This is a genomic window from Marichromatium sp. AB32 (assembly GCF_003718675.1).
Taxonomy (GTDB): domain Bacteria; phylum Pseudomonadota; class Gammaproteobacteria; order Chromatiales; family Chromatiaceae; genus Marichromatium; species Marichromatium gracile.
The window spans coordinates 1-23,550 of the sequence record NZ_RHFJ01000046.1 but is presented as its reverse complement, the minus strand read 5'-3'; the positions used below and the strand labels follow the sequence as shown (position 1 = coordinate 23,550).

Sequence of the window (23,550 nt, the reverse complement as noted above, 5' to 3'; positions counted from 1 at the left end):
CTAGCGATCGCGGCGGCGGCCCTTGCCGCCGCCGCGCCCGACGGCGGGGCGACGCCCCGTCGGCCGCTCCCCGTCTCCCTGCCCGGTCTTGTGCCGACCAGCTGTCCCGACGTTCCTCTTGACCGACCCGCGTCCGGCCTTGCGCTGGGGTGCGGCGGCGGGACGTTGAGCCGGGCGCGCCACACTGCCATCGGGACGCCGCCGCCCCTCGGGGGCGCCGCCGGTACCGGCGGGCTGGAAGCTCGGCACCAGGTGGCGCTTGCCGTTGCCGATGAGATCGGCGCGGCCCATCTCCTTGAGCGCGCGGCGCAGCAGCGGCCAGTTCTCCGGGTCGTGATAGCGCAACAGCGCCTTGTGCAACCGACGCTGACGCTGACCGCGCGGCACCACCACCCGCTCGGCGTCGCGATGGACCCGTTTGAGCGGGTTGAGACCGGTGTGGTACATGGTCGAGGCCGGCGACAGCGGGGTCGGCAGGAAGGCCTGCACCTGATCGACGCGCAGCCCGTGACGCTTGAGCCAGAGCGCGAGGTTGACCATGTCGAGGTCGGTGGTACCGGGGTGGGCGGCGATGAAATAGGGGATCAGGTACTGCTCCTTGCCGGCCTCGCGCGAGTAGCGCTCGAACAGCTCGCTGAAGCGGTCGAAGATCTCGATCCCGGGCTTCATCATCATCGCCAGCGGCCCGGCCTCGGTGTGCTCGGGGGCGATCTTGAGATAGCCGCCGACATGATGGGTGACCAGCTCGCGGATATAGGCCGGGGAGCGCAACGCGAGGTCGTAGCGCAGCCCCGAGGCAATGCGGATGCGCTTGATCCCGGAGACCGAGCGCGCCTTGCGATAGAGCTCGATCAGCGGCGCGTGGTCGGCGTCGAGGTTGCGACAGATCTGCGGATAGATGCACGAGAGCCGTCGGCAGGCGGCCTGCGCCCGAGGGTTCTTGCAGGCCATCCGCCACATGTTGGCGCTGGGACCGCCGAGGTCCGAGATCGACCCCTTGAACCCCGGCGTGCGGTCGCGGATCTCCTCGACCTCGCGCAGCACCGAGGCCTCCGATCGACTCTGCACGATGCGCCCCTCGTGCTCGGTGATCGAGCAGAAACTGCAGCCGCCGAAGCAGCCACGCATCATGTTCACCGAGCAGCTGATCATCTCCCAGGCCGGCAGCCGCGCTGCGCCATAGCTCGAGTGCGGACGACGCGCGAAGGGCAGCTCGAAGAGGCGATCGAGTTCGGCGGTGCTCAGCGGGATCGGCGGCGGATTGAGCCAGACGTCGCGCGCGCCGTGCGCCTGCACCAGGGCGCGGGCGTTGCCCGGGTTGGTCTCGAGGTGGAACACCCGCGAGGCATGGGCGTAGAGCACCGGGTCGTCGCGGACCTGCTCGAACGAGGGCAACCGGATCACGGTATGGGCGCGCTCGGCGCGCGCCGGCACCGGCGGGCGCGGCGGCGGGGTCTCGGGACAGGGCGGCTGCTCGGCATAGGGGTTGATGTGCGGATCGACCCGCCCGGGACGGTCGAGCACGCTGGCGTCGAGTTCGCTCCAGCCGGCAAGCGCCCCCTTGGTCATGAAGGCGGTGCCGCGCAGGTCGCGGATGGTCTCGACCGGCTCGCCGGCGGCGAGCCGGTGGGCGAGTTCGACCAGCGCCCGCTCGGCGTTGCCGAACAGCAGCAGATCGGCCTTGGAGTCGGCGAGGACGCTGCGCCGCACCGTCTCCGACCAGTAGTCGTAGTGGGCGATACGGCGCAGGCTCGCCTCGATCCCACCGAGCACCACCGGCACGCCCTTGAAGGCCTCGCGCGCGCGCTGGGCGTAGACCACGGCGGCACGGTCCGGACGCCGTCCGGGTACGGCGTCAGGGGTGTAGGCGTCATCCGAGCGCAACCGGCGCTCGGCGGTGTAGTGATTGACCATCGAGTCCATGTTGCCGCCGGTGACGCCGAAGAACAGGTTCGGTCGTCCCAGCCGGCGGAAATCCTCCGCCGTGGTCCAGTCGGGCTGGGCGATGATGCCGACGCGAAAGCCCTGCGACTCGAGCACCCGGCCGATGATGGCCATGCCGAAGGAGGGGTGATCGACATAGGCGTCGCCACAGACGATGACGACGTCGCAGCTGTCCCAGCCGAGCAGGTCCATCTCGGCGCGGCTCATCGGCAGCTCCGGGGCGGTACCGAACTTGTGGGCCCAGTAGCGGCGGTAGGAGAAGATATCTTGGGGGGTGTTCATCAACGACTGGCGGCATGACTCAGGGCAATCGTTCATTTTATAACCTCGCAGCGAACGGCACCGAGCCCATGGTCATCGTCCGGTCATCACGGGCTGGACCGTCGGCAACCGATCGCTGACAATCTGTGGTTTCGGGCCACCGATCCGACACGCCCCAAAGGTGCGCGCTCATTGGCCGGCTCACGCGGAAAACGTGATCGACACCCTGAAAATCATCGTTTTCCCCTGGAAAGCCGCGACGTGTCGCACCATGTCGATCGTTTCGCGGGACGACAAGCCATCAACCTCCGGTAGTCGAACACACCACCACCGCGGCCACCCGCGCGGAACCAGCCAGGGCTCTCGGCCATGGTCCACGCCCCGCGCACCGGCCACACGATGATGACGGGACACGACCGACCCAGGGCGCACGCCGCCCGGTGATGGCGACACACCTCGACACGGGCGTAACAGGAGAGAAGACGAAGTGGATCTGGCGACCTTACTGGGCATGATCGGTGCCAGCGGCGTCATCATCGGCGCAATCGCGCTCGGTGGCGACATCACGCTCTTCATCAACGTGCCCTCGCTGTTGATCGTCATCGGCGGTACCGCCTTTGCGGTGATGTTCCGCGCCACCATGAGCCAGTTCATCGGCAGCTTCAAGGTCGCCATGGGGGCCTTCTTCAGCAAGAACGTGGCACCGCAGACCCTGATCGAGGAGGCCGTCGAGCTGGCCAATGTCGCGCGCAAGGAGGGCATCCTCGCGCTCGAGGGGCGCGAGATCTCCCATCCCTTCCTCGAGACCGGCATCAGCATGTGCATCGACGGCCACCCGCCGGAGGTGGTGCAGAAGGTGCTCAGCAAGGACATCAACCTCACCATCCAGCGCCAGGAAGCCGGTTACAGCGTGTTCAAGGCCACCGGCGACGTCGCCCCGGCAATGGGCATGATCGGCACCCTGATCGGACTGGTGCAGATGCTCGCCAACATGGACGACCCCAAGGCGATCGGCCCGGCGATGGCCGTCGCCCTGCTCACCACCCTCTACGGTGCGGTGATCGCCAATGCCTTTGCCATCCCCATCGCCGAGAAGCTCAAGCTGCGCAGCATCGAGGAGAAGCTCAACAAATCACTGATCCTGGAGTCGATCTCGGGAATCCAGGAGGGCGTCAACCCGCGCGTGCTGGAGCAGATGCTGATGACCTATCTGCCCGAGAATCAGCGCCAGAGCGCCGGCAAGGACGGCTGATGCCGTCCGCACAACAGCAAGCGGAGGTAGCGGGCGATGGCCGAGGAATGTGAATGCGAAGAGGTCGAGTGCGAGGCCGGCGCGCCGGCCTGGATGTCGACCTTCGCCGACCTGATGTCGCTGCTGATGGTCTTTTTCGTGCTATTGCTGTCCTTCTCCGAGATGGATGTCCTCAAGTACAAGCAGATCGCCGGCTCGATGAAGATGGCCTTCGGCGTGCAGCGCATGGTCGAGGCCGACGACATCCCCAAGGGCACCAGCATCATCGCCCAGGAGTTTTCTCCGGCGCAGCCTCAGCCGACGGTGGTCAACGAGGTGCGACAACAGACCGCCGATGACCTCAAGTCGGAACTGCGCATCATCGACCCCGCGATCATCGACGCCCAGAAGAAGGCCGAGGAGGTCGAGAAGGCGCTCGAACTGGAGATCAAGAAAGGGCTGCTGGAGGTCACCACCATCGACGACCAGGTGGTGGTGCGCATCCGCGAGAAGGGTTCCTTCCCCTCGGCCTCGGCGCAGGTCAGCGCCGAGTTCCTCGCCGTGCTGCAGAAGATCGCCAAGGCGCTGAGCAAGGTCGAGGGCAAGATCCTGGTCGCCGGACACACCGACGACATCCCGATCCAGACCCGCGAGTTCGCCTCCAACTGGGTGCTCTCGGCGGCGCGCGCCGCAGCCGTGGCCCATGCCGTGACCCAGAACGGCTGGATCGACCCGCAGCGCGTGGAGATCCGCGCACATGCCGACAACCACCCGCTCGAATCCAATGACACCGCCGAGGGACGCGCCACCAACCGGCGCGTGGAGATCATCGTGCTCGGCGACCGCAGCACCGAACTGCTGCTCGAGAACGCCCTGCAGGCGATCGGGAGCGAGGAAACCATCCCACAATGACCATGCATGAACGAGGTGATCGCGAACAGCACGAGCAGGATCGGCGCCGCTTCTTCCGCATCGACGACACCGTCGGCCTGCGCCTGAGCCCGATCCCGCCCGCCGCCGAGGCGCAAGCACTCACCGATTTCACCGAGCGCAGCAGCGATGTCGGCCTGCTCAACGAGCTGCACGCCATCCGTGACCAGGCGCTGCCCCAGCGGCGCAAGCTCGAATACAAGTTCCCCACCGTTGCCGCCTACATCAAGGTGGTCGAGCGTCAGATCGAGATGCTCACCATCGCCTTCGAGTCGCGCCAGCACGGCGGCGAACTCGAACCGCGTGAGGTCAACCTCAGCGCCCAGGGGATGTGTCTCGCGCTCGACCCGCCACCGGCGCCGGGCAGCCTGCTCGAGATCGAGTTGCAGCTGCTCCCGGAGGGCAACCGCATCCTCACCCTGGGACGGGTGCTCGAACGCGACGAGGGCCCCAGCGCGATCGAGTTCGAGCAGCTGCGCGATGCCGACCGCGAGGCGATCGTGCGTCACATCCATGCCCTGCAGCTGCGCCGACTGCGCCAGGAGAACGGGCTCGACTGAGCCGCGCCGCGCCGGGTCGATGACCGACCCGGCGTCATGCCCTCAGGAGCGCGGCGCGGCGCGTCGGTTCATCCGCCCGCGCACCAGCACGAAGAACAGCGGCACGAACAGCACCCCGAGCAGGGTGCTGGCGACCACGCCGCCGAGCACGCCGGTGCCGATCGCGTGCTGGCTGCCCGAGCCGGCGCCACTGCTCAGCGCCAGCGGCAGCACGCCGAAGCCGAACGCCAGCGAGGTCATCACGATCGGACGGATACGCATCCGCGCCGCCTCGATCGCCGCCTCGATCGCACTCTTGCCCTGCTCCTGCAGGGTGCGGGCGAACTCGACGATGAGGATGGCGTTCTTCGCCGCCAGACCGATGGTGGCGAGCAACCCGACCTGGAAGTAGATATCGCTCGGCAAGCCGCGCCCGGTGGCGGCGAGCACCGCGCCGAGCACCCCGAGCGGCACCGCCAGCATCACCGCGAAGGGCACCGACCAGCTCTCGTAGAGCGCGGCCAGGGCGAGGAACACCACCAGCGCCGAGAGCGCGTAGAGCGCCGGGGCCTGGGCGCCGGCGGCGCGCTCCTCGAAGGAGATCCCGGTCCACTCCATGCCGATGCCCGGCGGCAGCTTGTCGACCAGCGACTCGACCACCGCCATCGCCTCGCCCGAACTGACCCCAGGGGCGGCCTGACCCAGCACCTCGGCCGAGGCCAGGCCGTTGTAGCGCTCCAGGCGCGGCGAGCCATAGGTCCACTCGCCCGCGGCGAATGCCGAGAAGGGCACCATCTCGCCGTGCTCGTTGCGCACGTACCAGGCATCGAGGTCCTCGGGCTGCATGCGGAAGCCGGCATCGGCCTGCATGTAGACCTTCTTCACCCGCCCGGCGTGGACGAAGTCGTCGATATAGGCGCTGCCCCAGGCACTCGACAGGGTGTCGTTGATATCGGCCAGCGACAGCCCGAGCGCCCCGGCCTTGGTGCGATCGACCTCGATCTGGTACTGCGCCTCATCCATCCGACCGTTGGGCCGCACCCCCACCAGCGCGGGGTGCTCGGCGGCCATCGCCAGCAGCTGGCCGCGCGCGGCCATCAGCGCCTCGTGGCCGAGTTCGCCCTGGTCCTGCAGTTGCAGATCCCAGCCGGTGGCGTTACCGAGCTCGATCACCGGCGGCGGCGCGAAGGCGAACACCTGGGCGTCGCGGACCCGCGCGAAGCGCTGCATCGCCCGCCCCGCCAACGCCTTGACCTGCTGATCCGGGCGCGACCGCAGCTCCCAGTCCTTCAGCTGGACGAAGCCGATGGCCATGTTCTGCCCCTGACCGGCGAAGCTGAAGCCGGCGACGGTGATCAGCTGCTCGACCGTCTCCTGCTCATCCTCGAGGAAGTAGTGCTCGACCTCGCGAACCACCTCCAGGGTGCGCTCCTGGCTCGCCCCCGAGGGCAGCACCACCTGCACCACCAGGATGCCCTGATCCTCGTCGGGCAGGAAGGCGGTGGGCATGCGCATGTAGAGCATGGCGAGCACGCCGACCAGCGCCAGATAAAGCCCGAGAAACACCCAGCGTCGGCGGACGATGCCGCCGACGCTGCGGGTATAGCCGCCGACGCTGCGCTCGAAGTTGCGGTTGAACCAACCGAAGAAACCGCGATCCGGGGCGTGATCGGTGCGCTTGAGCAGGGTCGCGGTGAGCGCCGGGCTGAGGGTCAGGGCGACCACCACCGACAGCAGCATGGCCGAGACGATGGTGACCGAGAACTGCCGATAGATCACCCCGGTCGAGCCGCCGAAGAAGGCCATCGGCACGAACACCGCCGAGAGCACCAGGGCGATGCCGATCAGCGCGCTGGTGATCTGGTCCATCGAACGCCGGGTCGCCTCGCGCGGCTCCAGCCCCTCCTCATGCATCACCCGCTCGACGTTCTCCACCACCACGATGGCGTCGTCGACCAGAAGCCCGATGGCCAGCACCATGGCGAACAGGGTCAGGGTGTTGATCGAGTAGCCGAAGGCGGCGAGCACGCCGAAGGTGCCGAGCAGCACCACCGGCACCGCAATCGCCGGGATCAGGGTGGCGCGCAGGTTCTGCAGGAACAGATACATCACCACGAACACCAGCAGCACCGCCTCGAGCAGGGTCTTGATCACCTCGTGGATGGAGATGCGCACGAAGGGCGTGGTGTCGTAGGGGAAGACCGCCTCAACCCCTTCGGGGAAGAAGGCCGCGAGCTCGTCGAGCTTGTGCCTGATCGCGTCGGCCGTCTCCAGCGCGTTGGCGCCGGTGGCCAGACGGATGCCCAGCCCCGAGGCCGGCTGACCGTTGTGGTGCGCGATCTTGCCGTAGGTCTCACCGGCGAGCTCGATGCGGGCGACGTCGCGCAGATGGACGGTGGCGCCATCGCTGGTGGTGCGCAACCGAATGGCGCCGAACGCCTCCGGGGTGCTCAGCCGGTCCTGGACGTTGATGGTGGCGGTGATGCGCTGCCCCGGCAGCGCCGGCTGCGCGCCGAGCTCGCCGGCCGAGATCTGCGCGTTCTCGGCGCGCACCGCAGCGGCCACGTCGGCGGGGGTCAGGCCGTACTGGTTGAGCCGATTGGGGTCGAGCCAGAGGCGCATCGCGTACTGCGAGCCGAAGGCGGTGACCTCGCCCACGCCCTTGACCCGACTGATCGGGTCCTTGATGCGGCTGGCGACGAAGTCGCCGAGATCGGTGCGATCGAGCCGGCCATCACGCGAGACGAAGGCCACCACCATGAGGAAGTTGCGCACCGACTTGGCGACCTGGATGCCCTGCTGCTGCACCCTCTGCGGGAGCATCGGCAACGCCAGCTGCAGCTTGTTCTGCACCTGCATCTGGGCGATATCGGGGTCGATGTCGTTGTCGAAGGTCAGGGTGATCGCGGCGATGCCGGTCGACTCGCTGGTCGCCGACATGTAGCGCAGACCATCGAGCCCGTTCATCTGCTGCTCGATGACCTGGGTGACCGAGTCCTCCAGGGTGCGCGCCGAGGCCCCCGGATAGGTCGCGGTGATGGTGATCGCCGGCGGGGCGATGTTGGGATACTGCGACACCGGCAGCCCCAGGATCGAGAGCACGCCGGCGAGCATGATGACGATGGCGATGACCCAGGCGAACACCGGGCGATCGATGAAGAAACGGGCCATGACGGGCGACCTCTGCTCCAGGATGGACGAATGCGCGAATGCAAGGGCTGACGGCGCCGGGACCGACGCCGTCAGCGGACGGAACGGGGCTTAGTCGCCCGCCGGCGCGGGCGAGTCGATCTCGACGGCGCGCACCTCGGCGCCCGCACGCGCCTTCTGCACGCCCTCGACGATCACCCGATCGCCGTCCTCCAGCCCGGCATCGATCAGCCACTGACCGTCGATCGCGCGATCGACGGTCAGGGTGCGCTTGACGACCTGCCCGGCGGCATCGACCACCAGCGCCGTCGGCAATCCGCGCCGATCGTGTCGTACCCCCTGCTGGGGCACCAGGATCGCCTGCTCGCGCACCCCCTCCTCGACCAGGGCGCGCACGAACATCCCCGGCAACAACAGATGATCGGGGTTGGGGAAGGTTGCGCGCATGGTCACCGCGCCGGTGCCCGGATCCACCGTCACCTCGGAGAAGGCGAGACGGCCGGCCAGCGGGTACTCCGAGCCATCCTCGAGGATCAACCGCACCCGCGGCTGTTCGCCCTCAGGGCGCGACAGCCGACCATCGTCGAGCGCCTGGCGCAATCTCAGCAGCTGGGCGCTCGACTGAGTGATGTCGACATAGATCGGGTCGAGCTGACGCACCGTGACCAGCGCCAGCGACTGGTTGGCGGTGACCAGGGCGCCCTGGGTCACCACCGAACGACCGACCCGGCCATCGATCGGCGAGGTCACCCGGGTATAGGCGAGGTTGATACGGGCGGTGGCGAGCGCCGCCTCGTCGACCGCGACGGTGGCGATCGCCTCCTTGAGCGCGGCCTGGGCGTCGTCGTGATCCTCCTGGCTGACGGCATCGGCGGTCAGCAGGTCGGCATAACGCGCGGCCTTGAGCCGGGCGCGCTCGAGCGAGGCGCGCGAGCGCGCGAGCGCCGCCTCGGCGCTGTCGTAGGCGGCCTGATAGAGCGCGGCGTCGAGCTGGTAGAGCACCTGCCCGGCGGTAACGTCACCGCCCTCCTCGAACAGCCGCGCCTCGATGATGCCGCCGACCTGCGGGCGCACCTCGGCGATGCGATAGGGACTGGTGCGTCCCGGCAGCTCGGTGACCAGGGTGGTGGGACGCGCCGCGATCGTCACCACGCCGACCTCGGGGGGGGCGCCACTGGCGCCGGGTGCCCCGCCCGGGGCACCGGCGGGACCGCACCCGGTCAGCGACAGGGCGAGTGCGAAGGGGTACAGGAGCACCGGAGCCAGACGGCGACCGTCGAGTGTCATGACAACCTCGGGAGGAAGTGGATTGAACGTTCATTCTAGAATGAGCGTTCAATCTAGTCAGCCGTCCGGCCGACGTCAAGCGTAGAATGCGCCGAGACATTCCCGACACCAGCCGACCGATAGAGGGGAGGAGAGGACGATGCCGCAACCAACGGCGACACCCGAGCCACGCTGCGAGGCCAGACGCAGACAGATCCTCGCGGCCGCCGCCGTCTGCTTCGCCCGCGAAGGCTTCCACGGCGCCAGCATCGCCAAGATCTCCAGGGCCGCGGAGATGAGCCCTGGGCACATCTATCACTTCTTCGAGAACAAGGAGGCGATCATCGCCGCGCTGGTCGAGCACAAGCTCGAACAGTCATTGAGCATGGTGCAGCAGTTCGAGCGCGCCGAGGACGTGCATCAGGCGATGCAGGAGCGCGTCGACACCGGCGTCAACGAGCGCACCGACCTCGACCATGCCGCGCTGGAGCTGGAGATCCTCGCCGAGGCCGCGCGCAACCCGCGGGTCGCGGCGATCGTACAGGCGGCCGACGCGGCCAAGCGCGAGCGGCTCTGTCGGCTGCTGGCAAGCGCCCGGGGGACGCCGCGCGGCGACGAGGCGGCGGCCACCGAGATCATCATGGCGCTGTTCGACGGGCTGGCCTCGCGTGCGATCAGCAACCCCACACTCGATCGCGCCGCACTGCTCGCCCCGCTGCAGGCGGCGCTGCGCGTGCTCAGCTGAGCGTCACCAGGGGTTGATCCGCCGCTCCGCGCCGCGCCATGCCGGATCGGGCGAGCGCGGGCGATACTCCCGCACCACCAGAGCACGTCCGCCGAGACAGCGTCCGTGCAACCGCGCGATCAGTGCCTCACCCTCGACGCGCGAGGCGGTCCGGGCGACGAAGAAGTGATAGCGACGCCGTCCACGGTCCTCGCCGACATGGCGCCGGAAATCGGCGCGCAGCCCGACCGCGCCGACACAGCCATGCAGCTCCTGCAGGGTCGCACGCCCCGGCAGGTTGCCGATGAACACCTCCATCCACCCTCCCCGCCCGGCGTCGTGCGCGGGCTCAGGTCTTGAATCGGGTTGCCTCCGCCTGCAGCTCCTCGGCCAGCCGCTCGAGCTGCTGACCGGCGTGCTCCAGCTCGGTCATGTTCTCGCTGGACCTGTGGTTGGCATCGCTGATCGCCACCACGCCCTGGTTGATCTCGTTGGCCACCGCGGTCTGCTCCTCGGCGGCGGTGGCGATGCGATTCATCATCTCCGAGATCCCGTCGACCGCGCCGGTGATCGCCTCGAGCGACTCGCCGGCGCGCCCGACCCGCTCGACCGACAGTGCCGCCGCCTCCTGACTCTGCCCCATCTCCTGCGCGGCCTGCTGCGAGCTCTGCTGCAGTCGCGCCACCATCGCCTCGATCTCGCGCGCCGAGGACTGGGTGCGACTGGCGAGGGTGCGCACCTCGTCGGCGACCACCGCGAAGCCGCGCCCGGCCTCGCCGGCACGCGCCGCCTCGATCGCGGCGTTGAGCGCGAGCAGATTGGTCTGCTCGGTGATGCTCTGGATGACGTCGAGCACCTTGCCGATGTCCTGGGCGTCGTTCTCGAGCGAGTGCAGCACCCCGGCGGCGGTCTCGATGCGCGCGGCCAGACCGGTGATCGCCTCCACCGTCTCGTGCGCCTGGGTACGCCCCTGATCGGAGAGCGACTTGGCCCCCTGCGCCGAGTCGGCGGCGCTGGCGGTGTTGCGCGCGACCTCCTCGGCCGAGGCGGTCATCTCCTGCATCGCGGTGGCCACGTGCTCGGACTCGACATTCTGCTGCGCCGCCCCCTCGCGGGCCTCGACCAGACTGCCCGACATCTGGGTGGCGGCCGACGAGAGACTGATCGCCGACCCGCCGAGACGCTCGACCAGCTCGCGGAAGTGCTCGAGCATCTGCGCGAAGGCATGGGCGATCTGACCGATCTCGTTGTCGGTGCGCAGATCGATGGCGACCGAGAGATCGGAGTGCTCGGCGATATGCACCATGGTCGCGCGCAGCTGGCCGAGCTGGCTGGTGATCGAGCGATAGGTGACCCAGCCGAGCACCACCAGCACCAGGGTGGTCAGCACCGCCAGACCGATGAACAGCAGTCGCGAGTTGGCATAAAGCGTATTGGCGCGCTCTCGCTCCTCGCCGGCGACCGCGAGCTGCAGCTCGACGAGTTCGGTGATCTTGGCGCTGATCGGGTCGATCTGCTCGTAGAGCGGGCCGTCGAAGGCATCGAGCCGGCCGGCGACCACGCCGCGCATCCCGCCCAGCTCACGCTCGAGCGCGCCGATGGCGCGATCGGCCACGGTGAACAGCGACCTCGCCTCGGCCACCAGCCGCTGCTCCTCCTCGGTCAGCTCGGTCTGCAGATAGGCCGTCCAGTTGCCCTCGATCTCGGCGCGCGCCTCGCGGATGCTGGCGAGCGCCTGCTCGGCGGTGAAACGCCCGGCATTGGCCTTGTTGACGGCGTCGATGACGAACACCGCATAGTCGTCGGCGATGTCCTTGAGCCCCTGCAGGGGAACCACCCGATCCTGGTAGATACGGTCGATCCCGCCATTGACCCGCTGCAGCAAGGTCGTCGCCCCCCAGGTCAAGACCACCATGGCAACGATGGGAATCAGCGCCAGGACCGCGAGCTTGGTGCTCACCTTCGCGTTGTCGATCAGTTTCATGAGAAAGGCTTCCAGCTAGACAGGCCCCGAGCGGGAACGGCTGGGGCGACTCCCGCGCACCAGTCAGCATCCAGCTGGACCAGATGACAACGACCACGACGGTCGGTGACCTTTCCGTCGCGTCCCGGCGGATCCCCGGCCCGAGTACGCGACGGCCAAAAAACCATATAGAATCCGGGGCGTAATTGCGTTTTCGCAATCAATCCCCGCCGCGCCCCAAACACCAGACGTGGTCGAAAACACCGACACATCGAGCCGCAATGCGCTCGCCGACGGGCATCGACCACAGCTCCAGGCCCCGCGGCCGCCGCTTCAATCATAGCAACGAGACCACCGGAGGCAGGATGTTCGTCGCCAAATCCACCCACCAGCGCATGGTCCAGCAACTGCGCGAGGAGCATGCGGCGCTGCAGGCCGAGAACAGCAGGCTGCGCGAGGAGCTCGAACAGACCCGCGCGGCGCTCGCCGAGGCCCGCGACGCGAGCATTCGCGAGGACCAGCTCAATACCCTGATGGCCAGCCAGAACACCCATACCCGCGCCAGCCTGCAGGACATCCAGGGCAATCTCGCCGGTTCGGTCGAGGACGCCAAGCACACCCTGAGGACGGTGACCGGCGTCACCGACGAGTTCACCGGTGTCGCCGACGAGCTGGTGAGCATCTCCGGCTTCCTCGCCAGCCTCGCCGGGACCGCCGGCGAGGCCAATCAGGTCGTCGGCCGGCTCTCGACCCATGCTGCGAGCATCAACGCCGTGCTCGGTCTGATCCGCACCATCTCCGAGCAGACCAACCTGCTCGCGCTCAACGCCGCGATCGAGGCGGCGCGCGCCGGCGAGGCCGGGCGCGGCTTCGCGGTGGTCGCCGACGAGGTGCGCGCGCTCGCCGACAAGACCCGCGCGGCGATCACCGAGACCCATGACGACATCCAGGAGATGATCGAGGCGGTCGGCAGCGTCGAGCGGATCTCCACCACCCTGGTCGACGGCGTGCGCGAGGTCGATGGCAAGGTCGGCGGCTTCAAGCACCGTCTCGATCGCCTGCACGGCGAGGTCGACACCGCCTTCGGTGACGTTCGTCGGGTCTCCGACAGCGTCTTCATGAGCCTCGCCAAGCTCGATCACGTGCTGTGGAAGGTCAACACCTATGCCTCGGTCGCCGCGCGTGCCCCGGCCTTCGACTTCGTCGACCATCACCACTGCCGTCTCGGCCAATGGTACGAGCACGGCGACGGCGAGGCCTTCTTTTCCGCCGCCGCACACTACCGCGATCTCGAGCCGCCGCACGCGCGCGTACACCAGGCCACCGGCCAGATCTTCGAGCTGCTCGCCCAGACGCCGCTCGACTATGCCGCGCTACGTGCCGCGCTCGAGGAGATGGAGGACGACAGCCGTCAGGTGTTTCTCATCCTCGACAGCATTCGCGCCGACATCGAACACCAAACGCCCACGGCCACCATCGATCGGAGCGCCGCCTGAGCCGGTCGACATGAACTGGCTCACAGCAGGCCGCGCCGACCCTCGGCGTCCGCGCATGCTCCATTGGATCTGCGGGCGATCACCCCAACTACCCGAACAGCAAGCCGTTACCGGTCACCATCCAGGCGAGCACACTCAAGACTGTGCTCGTCGACCATCAATAACTGCCGCGAACGGTCCGCACACCCAAGCCAGGCGTGGCGACCCTTGCGTATGTCCCGCGCCGATCCGGTATAGGCAAAGCACAGGGGGACAGGCATGACGTTGCTCAACAGGCACTCGATCGGTTTCAGGATCGCACTGTGGTCGGGCTCGATCCTGGTGATACTCGGCTTCGGGATCACCCTCTATGCACTCTCGCAGATGAACTCGATGGCCGAGGCGCAGCGTGAGGCCGCGCTCGAGAGCGCGCGCACGCTGATCGTCAATGCCACCCAGGAACAGGCCGCGACCATCGAGGCCGACACCGAAGAGCCGCTGGGCGTCGCCCGCACCCTCGCCCAGGCGCTCGGGGTGGCCGCACGCAAGGACGCCGCAGAGATGACCGCCGCCGACTGGAAACGGCTGAGCGAACGCTATCGCGAGATCGAGGCGACCACCGCGATCGCGCGCGCCACCATCGCCGACTATGTCGCCGCCGCGCGGCGTGGCGAACTCACCCGCGCCGAGGCCCAGCAACAGGCCATCGCCGCGATCCGCCGGATGCACTCCGACGAGGGCGACTACATCTGGATCCAGGACCGTTCCAGCCCCTATCCGCGGATGGTGATGGACCCCAATGCACCCGCACTCGACGGTCGCGTGCTCGACGACCCGAGCTACGACACCGCCATGGATGTCGGCAAGAACCTGTTCGTCGCCATCGACGAGCAGGTCGCCGACGACGGCGAGGGCCACATCCATTACGACTGGACCCCGCCGGGCGAGGACACCGCCCGGCCCAAGCTCGCCTTCGCGCGCCTGGTGCCCGAGTGGGGCTGGGTGGTCGTCTCCTCGCTGTGGCTCGACGAGATGGCCTTCTTCTCGCGCAGCGACGTCAACCAGATGCTGCGCGCGGTGCTCCTCGAGCACCCCGACTTCCTCGGCGTCTACACCGCCTGGGAGCCCGACGCCTTCGACGGCGCCGACGCCCGCTATGCCGACACCCCCAAGCATGACGCCAGCGGTCGCTTCATCCCCTATTGGAGCATCGATGCCTCCGGCAGCGCACAGGTCGAGGCCCAGGTCGACTACGAGACCCCGGGCAAGGGTGATTTCTACCTGATCCCCCGCCAGACCCGTCAGGAGCAGGTCATCGACCCCTATCTCTACCCGGTGCAGGGCGAGGAGCGGCTGATCACCTCGATGGTGGTCCCGGTCCTGCAAGGCGGGGTGTTTCGCGGCATCGTCGGTGTCGACCTCGAACTCAGCCACTTCCAGCGCCTCGCCGAGGAGACCGCCGCGGGTCTCTACGACGGCCGCGCCAAGGTCGCGCTGGTGGCCAACGACGGCACCATCATCGGTTCGAGCCGTCGCCCCGACATGGTCGGCAAGCCGCTCGCCGATCTCACCGACGACGCCACGCGTATCGTCACCACCCTGCAGCGTGGCGAGCCGCTGCTGATCGAGAACGCCGACGAGGTGTTCGCCTTCACCCCGATCCAGCTCGGCGTCAACGACCGCCCCTGGGGCATCGGCGTCTCGGTACCGCTCGAGGCGATCACCGAGACGGCCGATCGCGCCGCCGCTGCCGCGCAACGCTCGGCGATGGTGATGGTCACGGTCTCGGTGGCAAGCATCATCGTCGGCATCGTGCTGATGCTGCTGGTCACCCGCGCCATCGTGCGCCGCATCCAGGGGCTCACCGGGATGATGCGCGACGTCGCCGAGGGCGAGGGCGACCTCACCCGCACCATCGAGATCCACGGCAAGGACGAGCTGGCCGAGTTGGCCGCCGCCTTCAACCTGTTCCAGAGCAAGCTGCGCGACCTCATCGCCGAGGTCGCCGGCGGCAATCAGCAACTGGCCGCCGCCGCCGAGGAGCTCTCCGCCACCAGCCAGCAGACCGACGACCAGGTCCGACGTCAACAGGCCGAGCTCGAACAGGTCGCCACGGCGATGAACGAGATGACCGCCACCGTCGCCGAGGTCGCGCGCAACGCCACCGAGGCGGCCGCCGCGACCCTGCAGACCGACCAGGACGCCAGTGCCGGGAGTCAGGTGGTGGCCAGCTCGATCGCCTCGATCGAGGTGCTCTCGCAGCGCGTCGAGGGCGCCACCGAGGTCATCGCCCGACTCTCCGAGGACTCGGCCGAGATCGGCAAGGTGCTCGACGTCATCCGCGCCATCGCCGACCAGACCAACCTGCTCGCGCTCAACGCCGCGATCGAGGCGGCGCGCGCCGGCGAGCAGGGGCGCGGCTTCGCGGTGGTCGCCGACGAGGTCCGCACCCTGGCCAGCCGCACCCAGGCCTCGACCACCGAGATCCAGCAGATGATCGAGCGCCTGCAGTCGGGCACCAGCCAGGCGGTGGCGGCGATGGAGGAGAGCCGGACCCAGGCCCAGGAGAGCGTCGCCATGGCCGGCGAGGCCGGCAGCTCGCTCGAGCAGATCACCCGCTCGGTGAGCACCATCAAGGACATGAACAGCCAGATCGCCAGCGCCGCCGAGGAACAGGCCGCCGTCTCCCAGGAGGTCGACCGCAACCTCATCAACACCACTCAGGCGATCGAGGGGGTGAGCGCCGGCGCCACCCAGATCAAGCACGCCGCCGGCGAACTGGCCGAGCTCGCCGCCGGCCAGCAGGAACGCGTCGGTCGCTTCAAGGTCTGACCGCCAAGATACCGTCTTGCCCGTCAATCGCCGATCATGCACACCAGCCTCCCCGACTGGAGGCTGGAAGCTGATCGCTGGAAGTTGGTTCGAACCGCCAAGGCGCCCCGGGACGGAACTCGGGGCGCGCCCCACTGGTCAGTGATGAGGATCACCGGCGCGGAGCGCCGAACATATCCAGGCCCAGAACCCAACGCACAAGGATGCCAGCCATCGTGCATCGCCACTGGACCACCGTCCTCGCCCGAGGCGCACTGTTCTCACTGCTCTGGCTGATCCTCGCCGGGACCGACCCCTGGTCCTGGCTGATCGGTCTGCCGAGCGTGGCGCTCGCCACCCATGCCAGCCTTGCGCTCTCGCCCCCGCGCCGACGACGACCGCGGGTGCTGGCGCTACTGGCCTTCATCCCCTACTTCGTCGCCCAGTCGCTGCGCGGCGGATTCGATGTCGCACTGCGGGTGCTGGCGCCGCGACCACGCATTGCCCCAGGCTTCATCGACTACCACTCCCGGCTCACCGATCCCGCCGCACGGGTGCTCTTCCTCGACACCGTGAGCCTGCTGCCCGGCACCCTGGGGGCCGACATGCACGGTCAACGGCTGCGGGTACACGCCATCGACACCGGAGTCGACGTCCGCCCCGAGCTCATCGCGCTGGAGCAACGGGTCGCGGCGCTGTTCGCGCGCGAGGGTCACGGATGAGGACGCTCGCGCTGCTCGCCGCCCTGGCCCTGCTCGCCAGCATGTCGCTCGGCCTGATCCAGGTGCTGCGCGGCCCCGGCGCCGCCGACCGGATGATGGGCGTGCAACTGCTCGGCACCAGCGGGATCGGCGTACTCCTGCTGCTCGCCGTCGCCATCGAGCAGCCGGCGCTGATCGACGTCGCGCTGATCTTCGCGCTGCTCGCCGCGGTGGCCGCCGCCGCGCTCACCCGCCGCCGGCTCCAGGAGCCACCCGAATGACCGCCGCGTTCCTCTTCTCCGCGATCACCCTGCCGCTCGGCTGTCTGTTCTTCGCCGCCGGCAGCATCGGGCTGCTGCGCCTGCCCGACCTGTTCACCCGGCTGCACGCCCTGACCAAGGCCGACAACCTCGGTCTCGGCCTGCTGATCTGCGGCCTGCTGCCCTGGGTCGAGTCGCCCTGGCAGGGGCTCAAGCTGGTGCTGATCTGGCTGCTGGTGCTGCTCGCCGGCGCCACCGGCGCCCATCTGGTCGCCAAGCGCGCGCTGCGCGGCGACGGCGAGGACCTGCAATGACCCTATTGCTGTTCGACCTGGTGCTGATCGCCACCCTGCTGACCCTGGCCGTGGCCGCCCTGACCAGCGTCGAGCCGCGCCGCGCGGTGATGCTGTTCATCGCCTTCGGGCTGTGGCTGGCGCTGGTCTGGGCGCGGCTCGGCGCGCCCGACGTGGCGCTCGCCGAGGCGGCGATCGGCGCCGGACTCGGCGGCGCGCTGATGCTCGCCGCGGCGCGGCGCGCGGCACGCCGTCGGCAACGGACCGGGGGGGAGGGATGAACGGCCCGGCACGCCTGCTCGTCGCCCTGCTCGCCGCCGCACTCGGCGGGCTGCTGCTATGGGTGCTGGCCACCGCGCTCGCCGCGCGGCCCGAGCCCGCACTCGCCGAGGCGGCGTTCGCCGCGCTGCCGCTCACCGGGGTCGGCAACCCGGTCACCGCGGTGTTGCTCGACTACCGCGCCTACGACACCCTGCTCGAGCTGGCGGTGCTGCTCGCCGCGCTGCTCGGGATCTGGTCGCTCGGCCCGCCGGCCCCGGCCTATCAGCGCGCCGGCTCGGCGCTGCGGGCGATGGTCGCCTGGGTGGTGCCGCTGCTGATCCTCACCGGCGGCTATCTGCTCTGGGCCGGCGGCCAGGTGCCGGGCGGCGCCTTCCAGGGCGGTGCCCTGCTCGGCGCCGCCGGGGTGGTGCTGCGTCTCGCCGGCGACCCTCGCGCCGGGCTGCCCGGCGAGTCGCTCCAGCGGCTACTCGCGGTGCTCGGCGTCGGCGCCTTCCTGCTGGTCGGGTTGACGCTGCTCGCGCTCGGTCGCGACCTGCTCGATTATCCGACGGACTGGTCGAAGTGGCTGATCCTCGCCATCGAGGGCGCCGCCACCCTGGCCATCGGCGCCACCCTGGCCGCGGCCTATGTCGGCGGTCGGCCACCGGGGGAGGGGCGATGAGCACGCAACTGCTCTACGGCGGCGCCGGCGTCGCGCTCTGCGTGCTCGGGCTCTGGGCCTTCCTGGTCCATAGGCCGCTGCTGCGCAAGCTGATCGCGATCAACATCATGGGCAGCGGCGTCTTCCACCTGCTGATCGCGCTCGCCGAGCGCGACGGCGCGCCCCCCGATCCGGTACCGCACGCGCTGGTGCTCACCGGGATCGTGGTGGCGGTGAGCGCCACCGCGCTGGCCCTGGTCTTCGGCCGACGACTCGATGAGCAGGGGGGCGTGCCCGAGGATGAACGCTAGCCTGCCGCTCGCGGTCTGCCTGCCGCTGCTCGGCGCGCTGGCCACCACGCTCGCGCCCGCTCGTGCCCGCGCGCTCGGACTGATCGCGGCGCTGGCGAGCAGCGGGGTCGTGCTCTGGCTGGTGGTCGGGGTGTGGGAGCAGGGGCCGCTGCGCGCCAGCCTCGGCGGCTGGTCGGCGCCGCTCGGCATCGCCCTCGCCGCCGACGGCGCGGTCGCCGCGCTGCTGGCGATGACCGCGATGGTCGCGCTGGCCATCAGCATCCATGCCGGAGGGTATTTCCGCGACCCCGAGCGGTTGCGCCAGTTCTGGCCGCTGTGGCTGCTGTTGTGGGCCGCGCTCAACGCCCTGTTCCTCGCCGCCGATCTGTTCAACATCTATGTCGGGCTGGAACTCCTCGGGCTCTCCGGCGCGGCGCTCGCCGCGCTCGGCGGCGGTCGCGCGGCGCTGACCGCGAGCCTGCGCTATCTGCTCGTCGGCCTGCTCGGCTCGATGACCTACCTGCTCGGGGTGGCGCTGATCTATGCCGCCCACGGTCAGCTCGACCTCGCGCTGCTCGGCACCCGGCTCGGCCCCGGGCTGGTGGATGCCACCGCGCTGGCGCTGCTGAGCCTGGGGCTGGCGCTCAAGGCCGCACTCTTCCCGCTGCACTTCTGGCTACCGCCGACTCACGCCAACGCCCCGGCGCCGGTCAGCGCCGCGCTCTCGGCGCTGGTCGGCAAGGTCGCCGCCTGGCTGCTGCTGATGCTCTGGCTCGGCCCCTTCGCCGCGGTGACCCAACCCGCCGCGGCCACCCTGCTCGGTCTGCTCGGCGCCTGCGGCGTGATCTGGGGGTCGTGGCGGGCGCTGCGCGCCGAGCGGCTGAAGCTGCTCGCGGCCCACTCCACGGTCGCCCAGATCGGTTATCTGTTCCTCTTCGTCCCCCTGATCCAGGGGCTCGACCCAGGCCCCGAGCGCACCGCCCTGCTCGGCGCCCTGCTGCTGATGGCGCTCACCCACGGGTTCGCCAAGGCCGCCTTCTTCCTCGCCGCCGGTCAGGTCCAGCAGCTCGCCGGGCATGATCGCATCGATGCCCTCGGCGGCACCGCGCAGCGACTGCCGGCGACCACCTTCACCCTCGGACTGGCCGGGGTGGCACTGATCGGGCTGCCGCCGAGCGGCAGCTTCATCGGCAAGTGGCTGCTCCTGGAGGCGGCCATCGATCAGGGCCAGTGGTGGTGGATCCTGCCGGTGCTCGCCGGCACCCTGCTTGCCGCGGCCTATGTGTTCCGGGTGCTGGCGCGCGCCTTCAACCAGGAACCCACGCCGCTGCACTTCGTCACCCAGGTGCGCGCGGAGCTGCCGGGACTGGTGCTGGCGTTGCTCGCGGTGGCCGGCTTGGGGTTGGCCGCCGGAGGTCTGTGGGGGCTGCTCGAGCCGGTGGAGATCGACCGATGAGCAGCGCGCTCGACACCCTGCTGCCGCTACTGATCGTCTGCTCCTCGCTGGTGCCCGGGGCGGCGATCTTCCTGGTGCGCGAGGACAGCCATCTGCTGCGCACCAGTCTCAACATGGCCGGCGCCCTGACCAAGCTGGCGCTGGTCGGGGTGATGATCTGGGGGGTCTATCACGAGCACGACTACGAGAGCCGTATCAGCCTCGCCCCCGGACTCGATCTGGTGTTCGCCGCCGATGCGCTCTCGGTGCTCTTCGTCACCCTCTCCTCGGTGCTCTGGCTGGTGACCACCATCTATGCCATCGGCTATCTCGAGCACAGCGCCAACCGCAGCCGCTTCTTCGGCTTCTTCAGTCTCTGCGTCTCGGCCACCGTCGGCATCGCCCTGGCGGGCAACCTGCTCACCTTCGTCATCTGCTACGAGATCCTCACCCTCGCGACCTATCCGCTGGTGGCCCATCGCGGCACCCCGGAGGCGACTCGCGGGGCGCGCATCTATCTCTACTACACCGTCGGCGGCGGCGCCCTGCTGCTGCTCGGCGCGGTCTGGCTGCAGACCCTCGCCGGGCCGCTCGACTTCGTCCAGGGCGGCATCCTCGGCGATCTGCCGGCGACGCTGCACGGTCAGTTCCAGGTGATCTTCGTGCTGCTGCTCGCCGGGCTCGGGGTCAAGGCCGCGCTGGTGCCGCTGCACGGCTGGCTGCCGCAGTCGATGGTGGCCCCGGCGCCGGTGAGCGCGCTGCTGCACGCGGTGGCAGTGGTCAAGGCCGGCGCCTTCGGTATCGTCCGCGTGGTCTATGACGTCTACGGCGTGGGGCTGGCCGACGCGCTCGGGCTGCTCGCGCTGCTCGGCGCGCTGGCCTCCGTCACCATCCTCTACGGTTCGCTGCGCGCCCTGGTCCAGGACGGGCTCAAGACCCGGCTGGCCTATTCCACCGTCAGCCAGGTCTCCTACATCGCCCTCGGCACCTCGATCTTCGGCCCGATCGCCACCGTCGGCGGGCTGGTCCATCTGGTCCACCAGGGGATCATGAAGATCACCCTGTTCTTCTGCGCCGGCAACTATGCCGAGACCCTCGGCATCCACCGGGTCAGCCAGATGGACGGGGTCGGACGGCGCATGCCCTGGACGACGCTGGCCTTCAGCGCCGGCGCGCTGGGCATGATCGGCATCCCGCCGCTGGCCGGCTTCGTCAGCAAGTGGTATCTCGGGCTCGGCGCGATCGACGGCGGTGCCGACTGGGTGCTGGCGGTGCTCGCCGCCAGCGGCCTGCTCAACGCCGCCTACTTCCTGCCGATCCTCTATCGCGCCTGGTTCCGCCCCCCACCCGAACACTGGCCGGAGGAGCGGATCGCGCGGCGCCGTCTCGAGACCCGCGCGGCGCTGCTGTGGCCGCCGCTGATCACCGCGACCCTCTGTCTGCTCGCCGGTCTGTTCGCCGCCGCACCCTTCAGCCCGCTGGAGTGGGCCGAGCTGATCGCGCGCCGGGAGTATGATCGATGAGCGCCTGGCTGCTGCTCGCCGCCTGGATCTGGCCGCTGCTGCTGGCCCCCTTCGCATCCAGCACGCGCCATGGCCGCTGGCTCGCCGCGCTCGGCCCCCTGCCGGCGCTCGGCGCAACGCTCGTGGTGCCGCTCGGCACCCGTATCGAGCTGCCCTGGCTGCTGCTCGGCACCCAGCTCGGACTCGATCCACTGGGACGCACCTATCTGCTGTTCACCGCGCTGCTGTGGCTGGTCGCCGGGATCCATGCCGGCAGCGCCGGTCTCGGTCCCGCTGCCGGGCGCTTCCGCGCACTCTTTCTGCTCGCCATGGCCGGCAACCTGTGGCTGATCGTCGGCCAGGATCTGGCGAGCTTCTATGCCGGCTTCGCGATCATGGGGCTGGCCGCCTACGGACTGGTGATCCACGAGGGCAACGCGCGCGCGCTGCGTGCCGGGCGGGTCTATCTGGCGATGGCGTTGCTCGGCGAGGTCACCCTGTTCGCGGCCCTGGTGCTGATCGCCAGCGAGAGCGGGACGCTCGCCCCGGCGCCGCAACAGCTCGCCACGCTCGGACCTGCGGCCATCGGACTGCTGCTCGCCGGGCTCGCGGTCAAGGCCGGGCTGATGCCGCTGCACCTGTGGCTGCCGCTCGCCCACCCGGCGGCGCCGGCGGCGGCCAGCGCAGTGTTGAGCGCGACCATGATCAAGGTCGCGCTGCTCGGCTGGCTGCGCTATCTCCCGGTGGGCGTGATCGCCCTGCCCGGTTGGGGCGAGCTGCTGACCGGCATCGGGCTGCTGACCCTGGCGCTGGCCTTGCCGATCGGACTGATGCAGACCGAGGCGAAGACGGTGCTGGCCTACTCGAGCATCGCCAAGATGGGGCTGCTGGCGGCGCTGCTCGGAGCGATGCTCGCCGAGCCGACGCTGGCCGAGGTCGGGGTGGGCGCACTGGCGCTCTATGTCGTCCACCATGCCCTGGTCAAGGGCGGCCTCTTCCTCGGGGTGGGGCTGCGCAAGGCGGGCGCGCCGGCGCAGCCACTGATCCTCGCCGGCATGGCGCTGCTGGCGCTGGCGATGGCCGGCGCGCCGCTGACCAGCGGGGCCGCGGCCAAGGCGGCGGTGGCGCCGTTGCTCGAACACGCGCGCTGGCCGTGGATCCTCACCCTGGTGAGCGCCTCGGTGGTGGTGACCACCCTGCTGATGGCGCGCCTGTTGTGGCTGCTGACGGGGATCGATGCCTCGTTCCGCCCCGGTCAGGGCTGGGCGCTGGCGAGTTGGGGCGGGCTGGTCGCGCTGGTGATGCTGTTCCCGCTGCTCGTACCGGCGCCCCCCGAACTCAAGGACGCCCTCCTGGTCGGCGCCGGGGGGACGCTGGCGCTAGCGGTCTGGCGCTGGCCCGGCCCCTTGCGCCGTCTCGCCGGGCGGGTCCCGCCCGGCGACCTGCTGGCGCTGCTCGGCCCCCCGTGGCATGCCGTCAGCCACGCCTGGCAGCGACTGGCGGGGGTCTGGCTGGCACTGACCCGCCCTCTCGTCGCGCGCATCGGGGAGGGACTCACCCTCGGTCCGGCGGTCGCCGACGGCGAGCACGCACTGCGGCGCTGGCCGGTCGCCGGGGCGCTGTGGCTGACCCTGCTGCTGCTGTTGATCGGCGCACTGTGGCGCGCGCCGGTCGAGATCGCGGCCAGGCCCATGGAGTCCGACCCCATGATCGAATCCACCTCGGAGATCGAATCCACCTCGGAGATCGAATCCACCTCGGAGATCGAATCCACCTCGGAGATCGAATCCACCTCGGAGATCGAATCCACCTCGGAGATCGAATCCACCTCGGAGATCGAATCCACCTCGGAG

20 protein-coding genes are annotated in these 23,550 nt (G+C 69.5%); 15 read left to right on the top strand and 5 right to left on the bottom strand.

All coding sequences use genetic code 11. The annotated features are described in order from the left end of the window. A complete protein-coding gene (locus EBL85_RS12965) occupies positions 1-2,136 on the bottom strand; it encodes a YgiQ family radical SAM protein (protein WP_369964143.1) in 2,136 nt (711 codons plus the stop codon). A gap of 556 nt (positions 2,137-2,692) precedes the next feature. On the opposite strand from EBL85_RS12965, the gene pomA reads away from it, so the two are divergent. The 3 genes from pomA to EBL85_RS12950 are packed head-to-tail and all read left to right on the top strand — an operon-like array spanning position 2,693 to position 4,926. Then, complete coding sequence (pomA, locus tag EBL85_RS12960; protein WP_123143126.1) at positions 2,693-3,457, top strand: flagellar motor protein PomA; 765 nt, start codon at positions 2,693-2,695, stop codon at positions 3,455-3,457. Positions 3,458-3,493: 36 nt separating this feature from the next. Beyond that, positions 3,494-4,348: a type VI secretion system protein TssL, long form gene (tssL, locus tag EBL85_RS12955; protein WP_123141328.1), complete on the top strand. Its 855-nt coding sequence runs from the start codon at positions 3,494-3,496 to the stop codon at positions 4,346-4,348. Further along, complete coding sequence (locus EBL85_RS12950) at positions 4,345-4,926, top strand: PilZ domain-containing protein (protein ID WP_223806144.1); 582 nt, start codon at positions 4,345-4,347, stop codon at positions 4,924-4,926. Before tssL ends, EBL85_RS12950 begins: the two co-directional genes overlap by 4 nt. Before the next feature lie 42 nt (positions 4,927-4,968). On the opposite strand, the gene EBL85_RS12945 is transcribed toward EBL85_RS12950, so the two are convergent. Continuing rightward, a complete protein-coding gene (locus EBL85_RS12945) occupies positions 4,969-8,076 on the bottom strand; it encodes an efflux RND transporter permease subunit (RefSeq protein WP_123141329.1) in 3,108 nt (1,035 codons plus the stop codon). A 90-nt stretch (positions 8,077-8,166) separates the two neighbouring features. Continuing rightward, positions 8,167-9,342, bottom strand: a complete 1,176-nt coding sequence (locus EBL85_RS12940; RefSeq protein ID WP_123143125.1) for an efflux RND transporter periplasmic adaptor subunit — start codon at positions 9,340-9,342, stop codon at positions 8,167-8,169. 139 nt (positions 9,343-9,481) lie between these two features. On the opposite strand from EBL85_RS12940, the gene EBL85_RS12935 reads away from it, so the two are divergent. Continuing rightward, the gene (locus EBL85_RS12935) at positions 9,482-10,066 is read left to right on the top strand and encodes a TetR/AcrR family transcriptional regulator (protein WP_062272996.1); all 585 of its coding nucleotides are present in this window, start codon (positions 9,482-9,484) and stop codon (positions 10,064-10,066) included. Positions 10,067-10,069: 3 nt separating this feature from the next. Here the strand turns inward: EBL85_RS12935 and EBL85_RS12930 are convergent, their stop codons facing one another. Both EBL85_RS12930 and EBL85_RS12925 read right to left on the bottom strand, forming a co-directional pair. After that, complete coding sequence (locus EBL85_RS12930; RefSeq protein WP_123143124.1) at positions 10,070-10,363, bottom strand: hypothetical protein; 294 nt, start codon at positions 10,361-10,363, stop codon at positions 10,070-10,072. Positions 10,364-10,394: 31 nt separating this feature from the next. After that, entirely contained in the window at positions 10,395-12,029 is a 1,635-nt protein-coding gene (locus tag EBL85_RS12925; RefSeq protein WP_123141332.1) for a methyl-accepting chemotaxis protein, read from the bottom strand. Between the two features lie 344 nt (positions 12,030-12,373). On the opposite strand from EBL85_RS12925, the gene EBL85_RS17630 reads away from it, so the two are divergent. From EBL85_RS17630 to EBL85_RS12870, 11 genes are all read left to right on the top strand, one after another. Beyond that, complete coding sequence (locus EBL85_RS17630) at positions 12,374-13,504, top strand: methyl-accepting chemotaxis protein (RefSeq protein ID WP_369964142.1); 1,131 nt, start codon at positions 12,374-12,376, stop codon at positions 13,502-13,504. A 258-nt stretch (positions 13,505-13,762) separates the two neighbouring features. Then, the gene (locus EBL85_RS12915) at positions 13,763-16,315 is read left to right on the top strand and encodes a methyl-accepting chemotaxis protein (protein ID WP_123143122.1); all 2,553 of its coding nucleotides are present in this window, start codon (positions 13,763-13,765) and stop codon (positions 16,313-16,315) included. A gap of 215 nt (positions 16,316-16,530) precedes the next feature. After that, positions 16,531-17,016 carry a Na+/H+ antiporter subunit E gene (locus tag EBL85_RS12910; RefSeq protein ID WP_123143121.1) on the top strand — a complete coding sequence of 162 codons (486 nt, stop codon included), beginning with the start codon at positions 16,531-16,533 and terminating at the stop codon, positions 17,014-17,016. Beyond that, positions 17,013-17,276, top strand: coding sequence for a monovalent cation/H+ antiporter complex subunit F (locus EBL85_RS12905; RefSeq protein WP_123141336.1), 264 nt, complete (start codon positions 17,013-17,015; stop codon positions 17,274-17,276). The genes EBL85_RS12910 and EBL85_RS12905 overlap by 4 nt, the downstream gene beginning before the upstream one ends. Then, positions 17,273-17,569: a monovalent cation/H(+) antiporter subunit G gene (locus EBL85_RS12900; RefSeq protein ID WP_123141337.1), complete on the top strand. Its 297-nt coding sequence runs from the start codon at positions 17,273-17,275 to the stop codon at positions 17,567-17,569. Before EBL85_RS12905 ends, EBL85_RS12900 begins: the two co-directional genes overlap by 4 nt. Then, positions 17,566-17,829 carry a DUF4040 domain-containing protein gene (locus tag EBL85_RS12895; protein WP_123141338.1) on the top strand — a complete coding sequence of 88 codons (264 nt, stop codon included), beginning with the start codon at positions 17,566-17,568 and terminating at the stop codon, positions 17,827-17,829. The genes EBL85_RS12900 and EBL85_RS12895 overlap by 4 nt, the downstream gene beginning before the upstream one ends. Beyond that, the gene (locus tag EBL85_RS12890; protein ID WP_123143120.1) at positions 17,826-18,491 is read left to right on the top strand and encodes an MnhB domain-containing protein; all 666 of its coding nucleotides are present in this window, start codon (positions 17,826-17,828) and stop codon (positions 18,489-18,491) included. Before EBL85_RS12895 ends, EBL85_RS12890 begins: the two co-directional genes overlap by 4 nt. Beyond that, entirely contained in the window at positions 18,488-18,781 is a 294-nt protein-coding gene (locus EBL85_RS12885) for a cation:proton antiporter subunit C (protein WP_123141340.1), read from the top strand. The genes EBL85_RS12890 and EBL85_RS12885 overlap by 4 nt, the downstream gene beginning before the upstream one ends. Further along, positions 18,771-20,216 (top strand): complex I subunit 5 family protein, encoded by a 1,446-nt coding sequence (locus tag EBL85_RS12880; protein WP_123143119.1) that lies wholly within the window; start codon positions 18,771-18,773, stop codon positions 20,214-20,216. Before EBL85_RS12885 ends, EBL85_RS12880 begins: the two co-directional genes overlap by 11 nt. After that, positions 20,213-21,718 carry a complex I subunit 5 family protein gene (locus EBL85_RS12875; RefSeq protein WP_123143118.1) on the top strand — a complete coding sequence of 502 codons (1,506 nt, stop codon included), beginning with the start codon at positions 20,213-20,215 and terminating at the stop codon, positions 21,716-21,718. Before EBL85_RS12880 ends, EBL85_RS12875 begins: the two co-directional genes overlap by 4 nt. Further along, a partial coding sequence (locus tag EBL85_RS12870) for a proton-conducting transporter membrane subunit (protein WP_223806143.1) occupies positions 21,715-23,550 on the top strand: 1,836 nt, incomplete at its 3' end. The genes EBL85_RS12875 and EBL85_RS12870, both read left to right, overlap by 4 nt.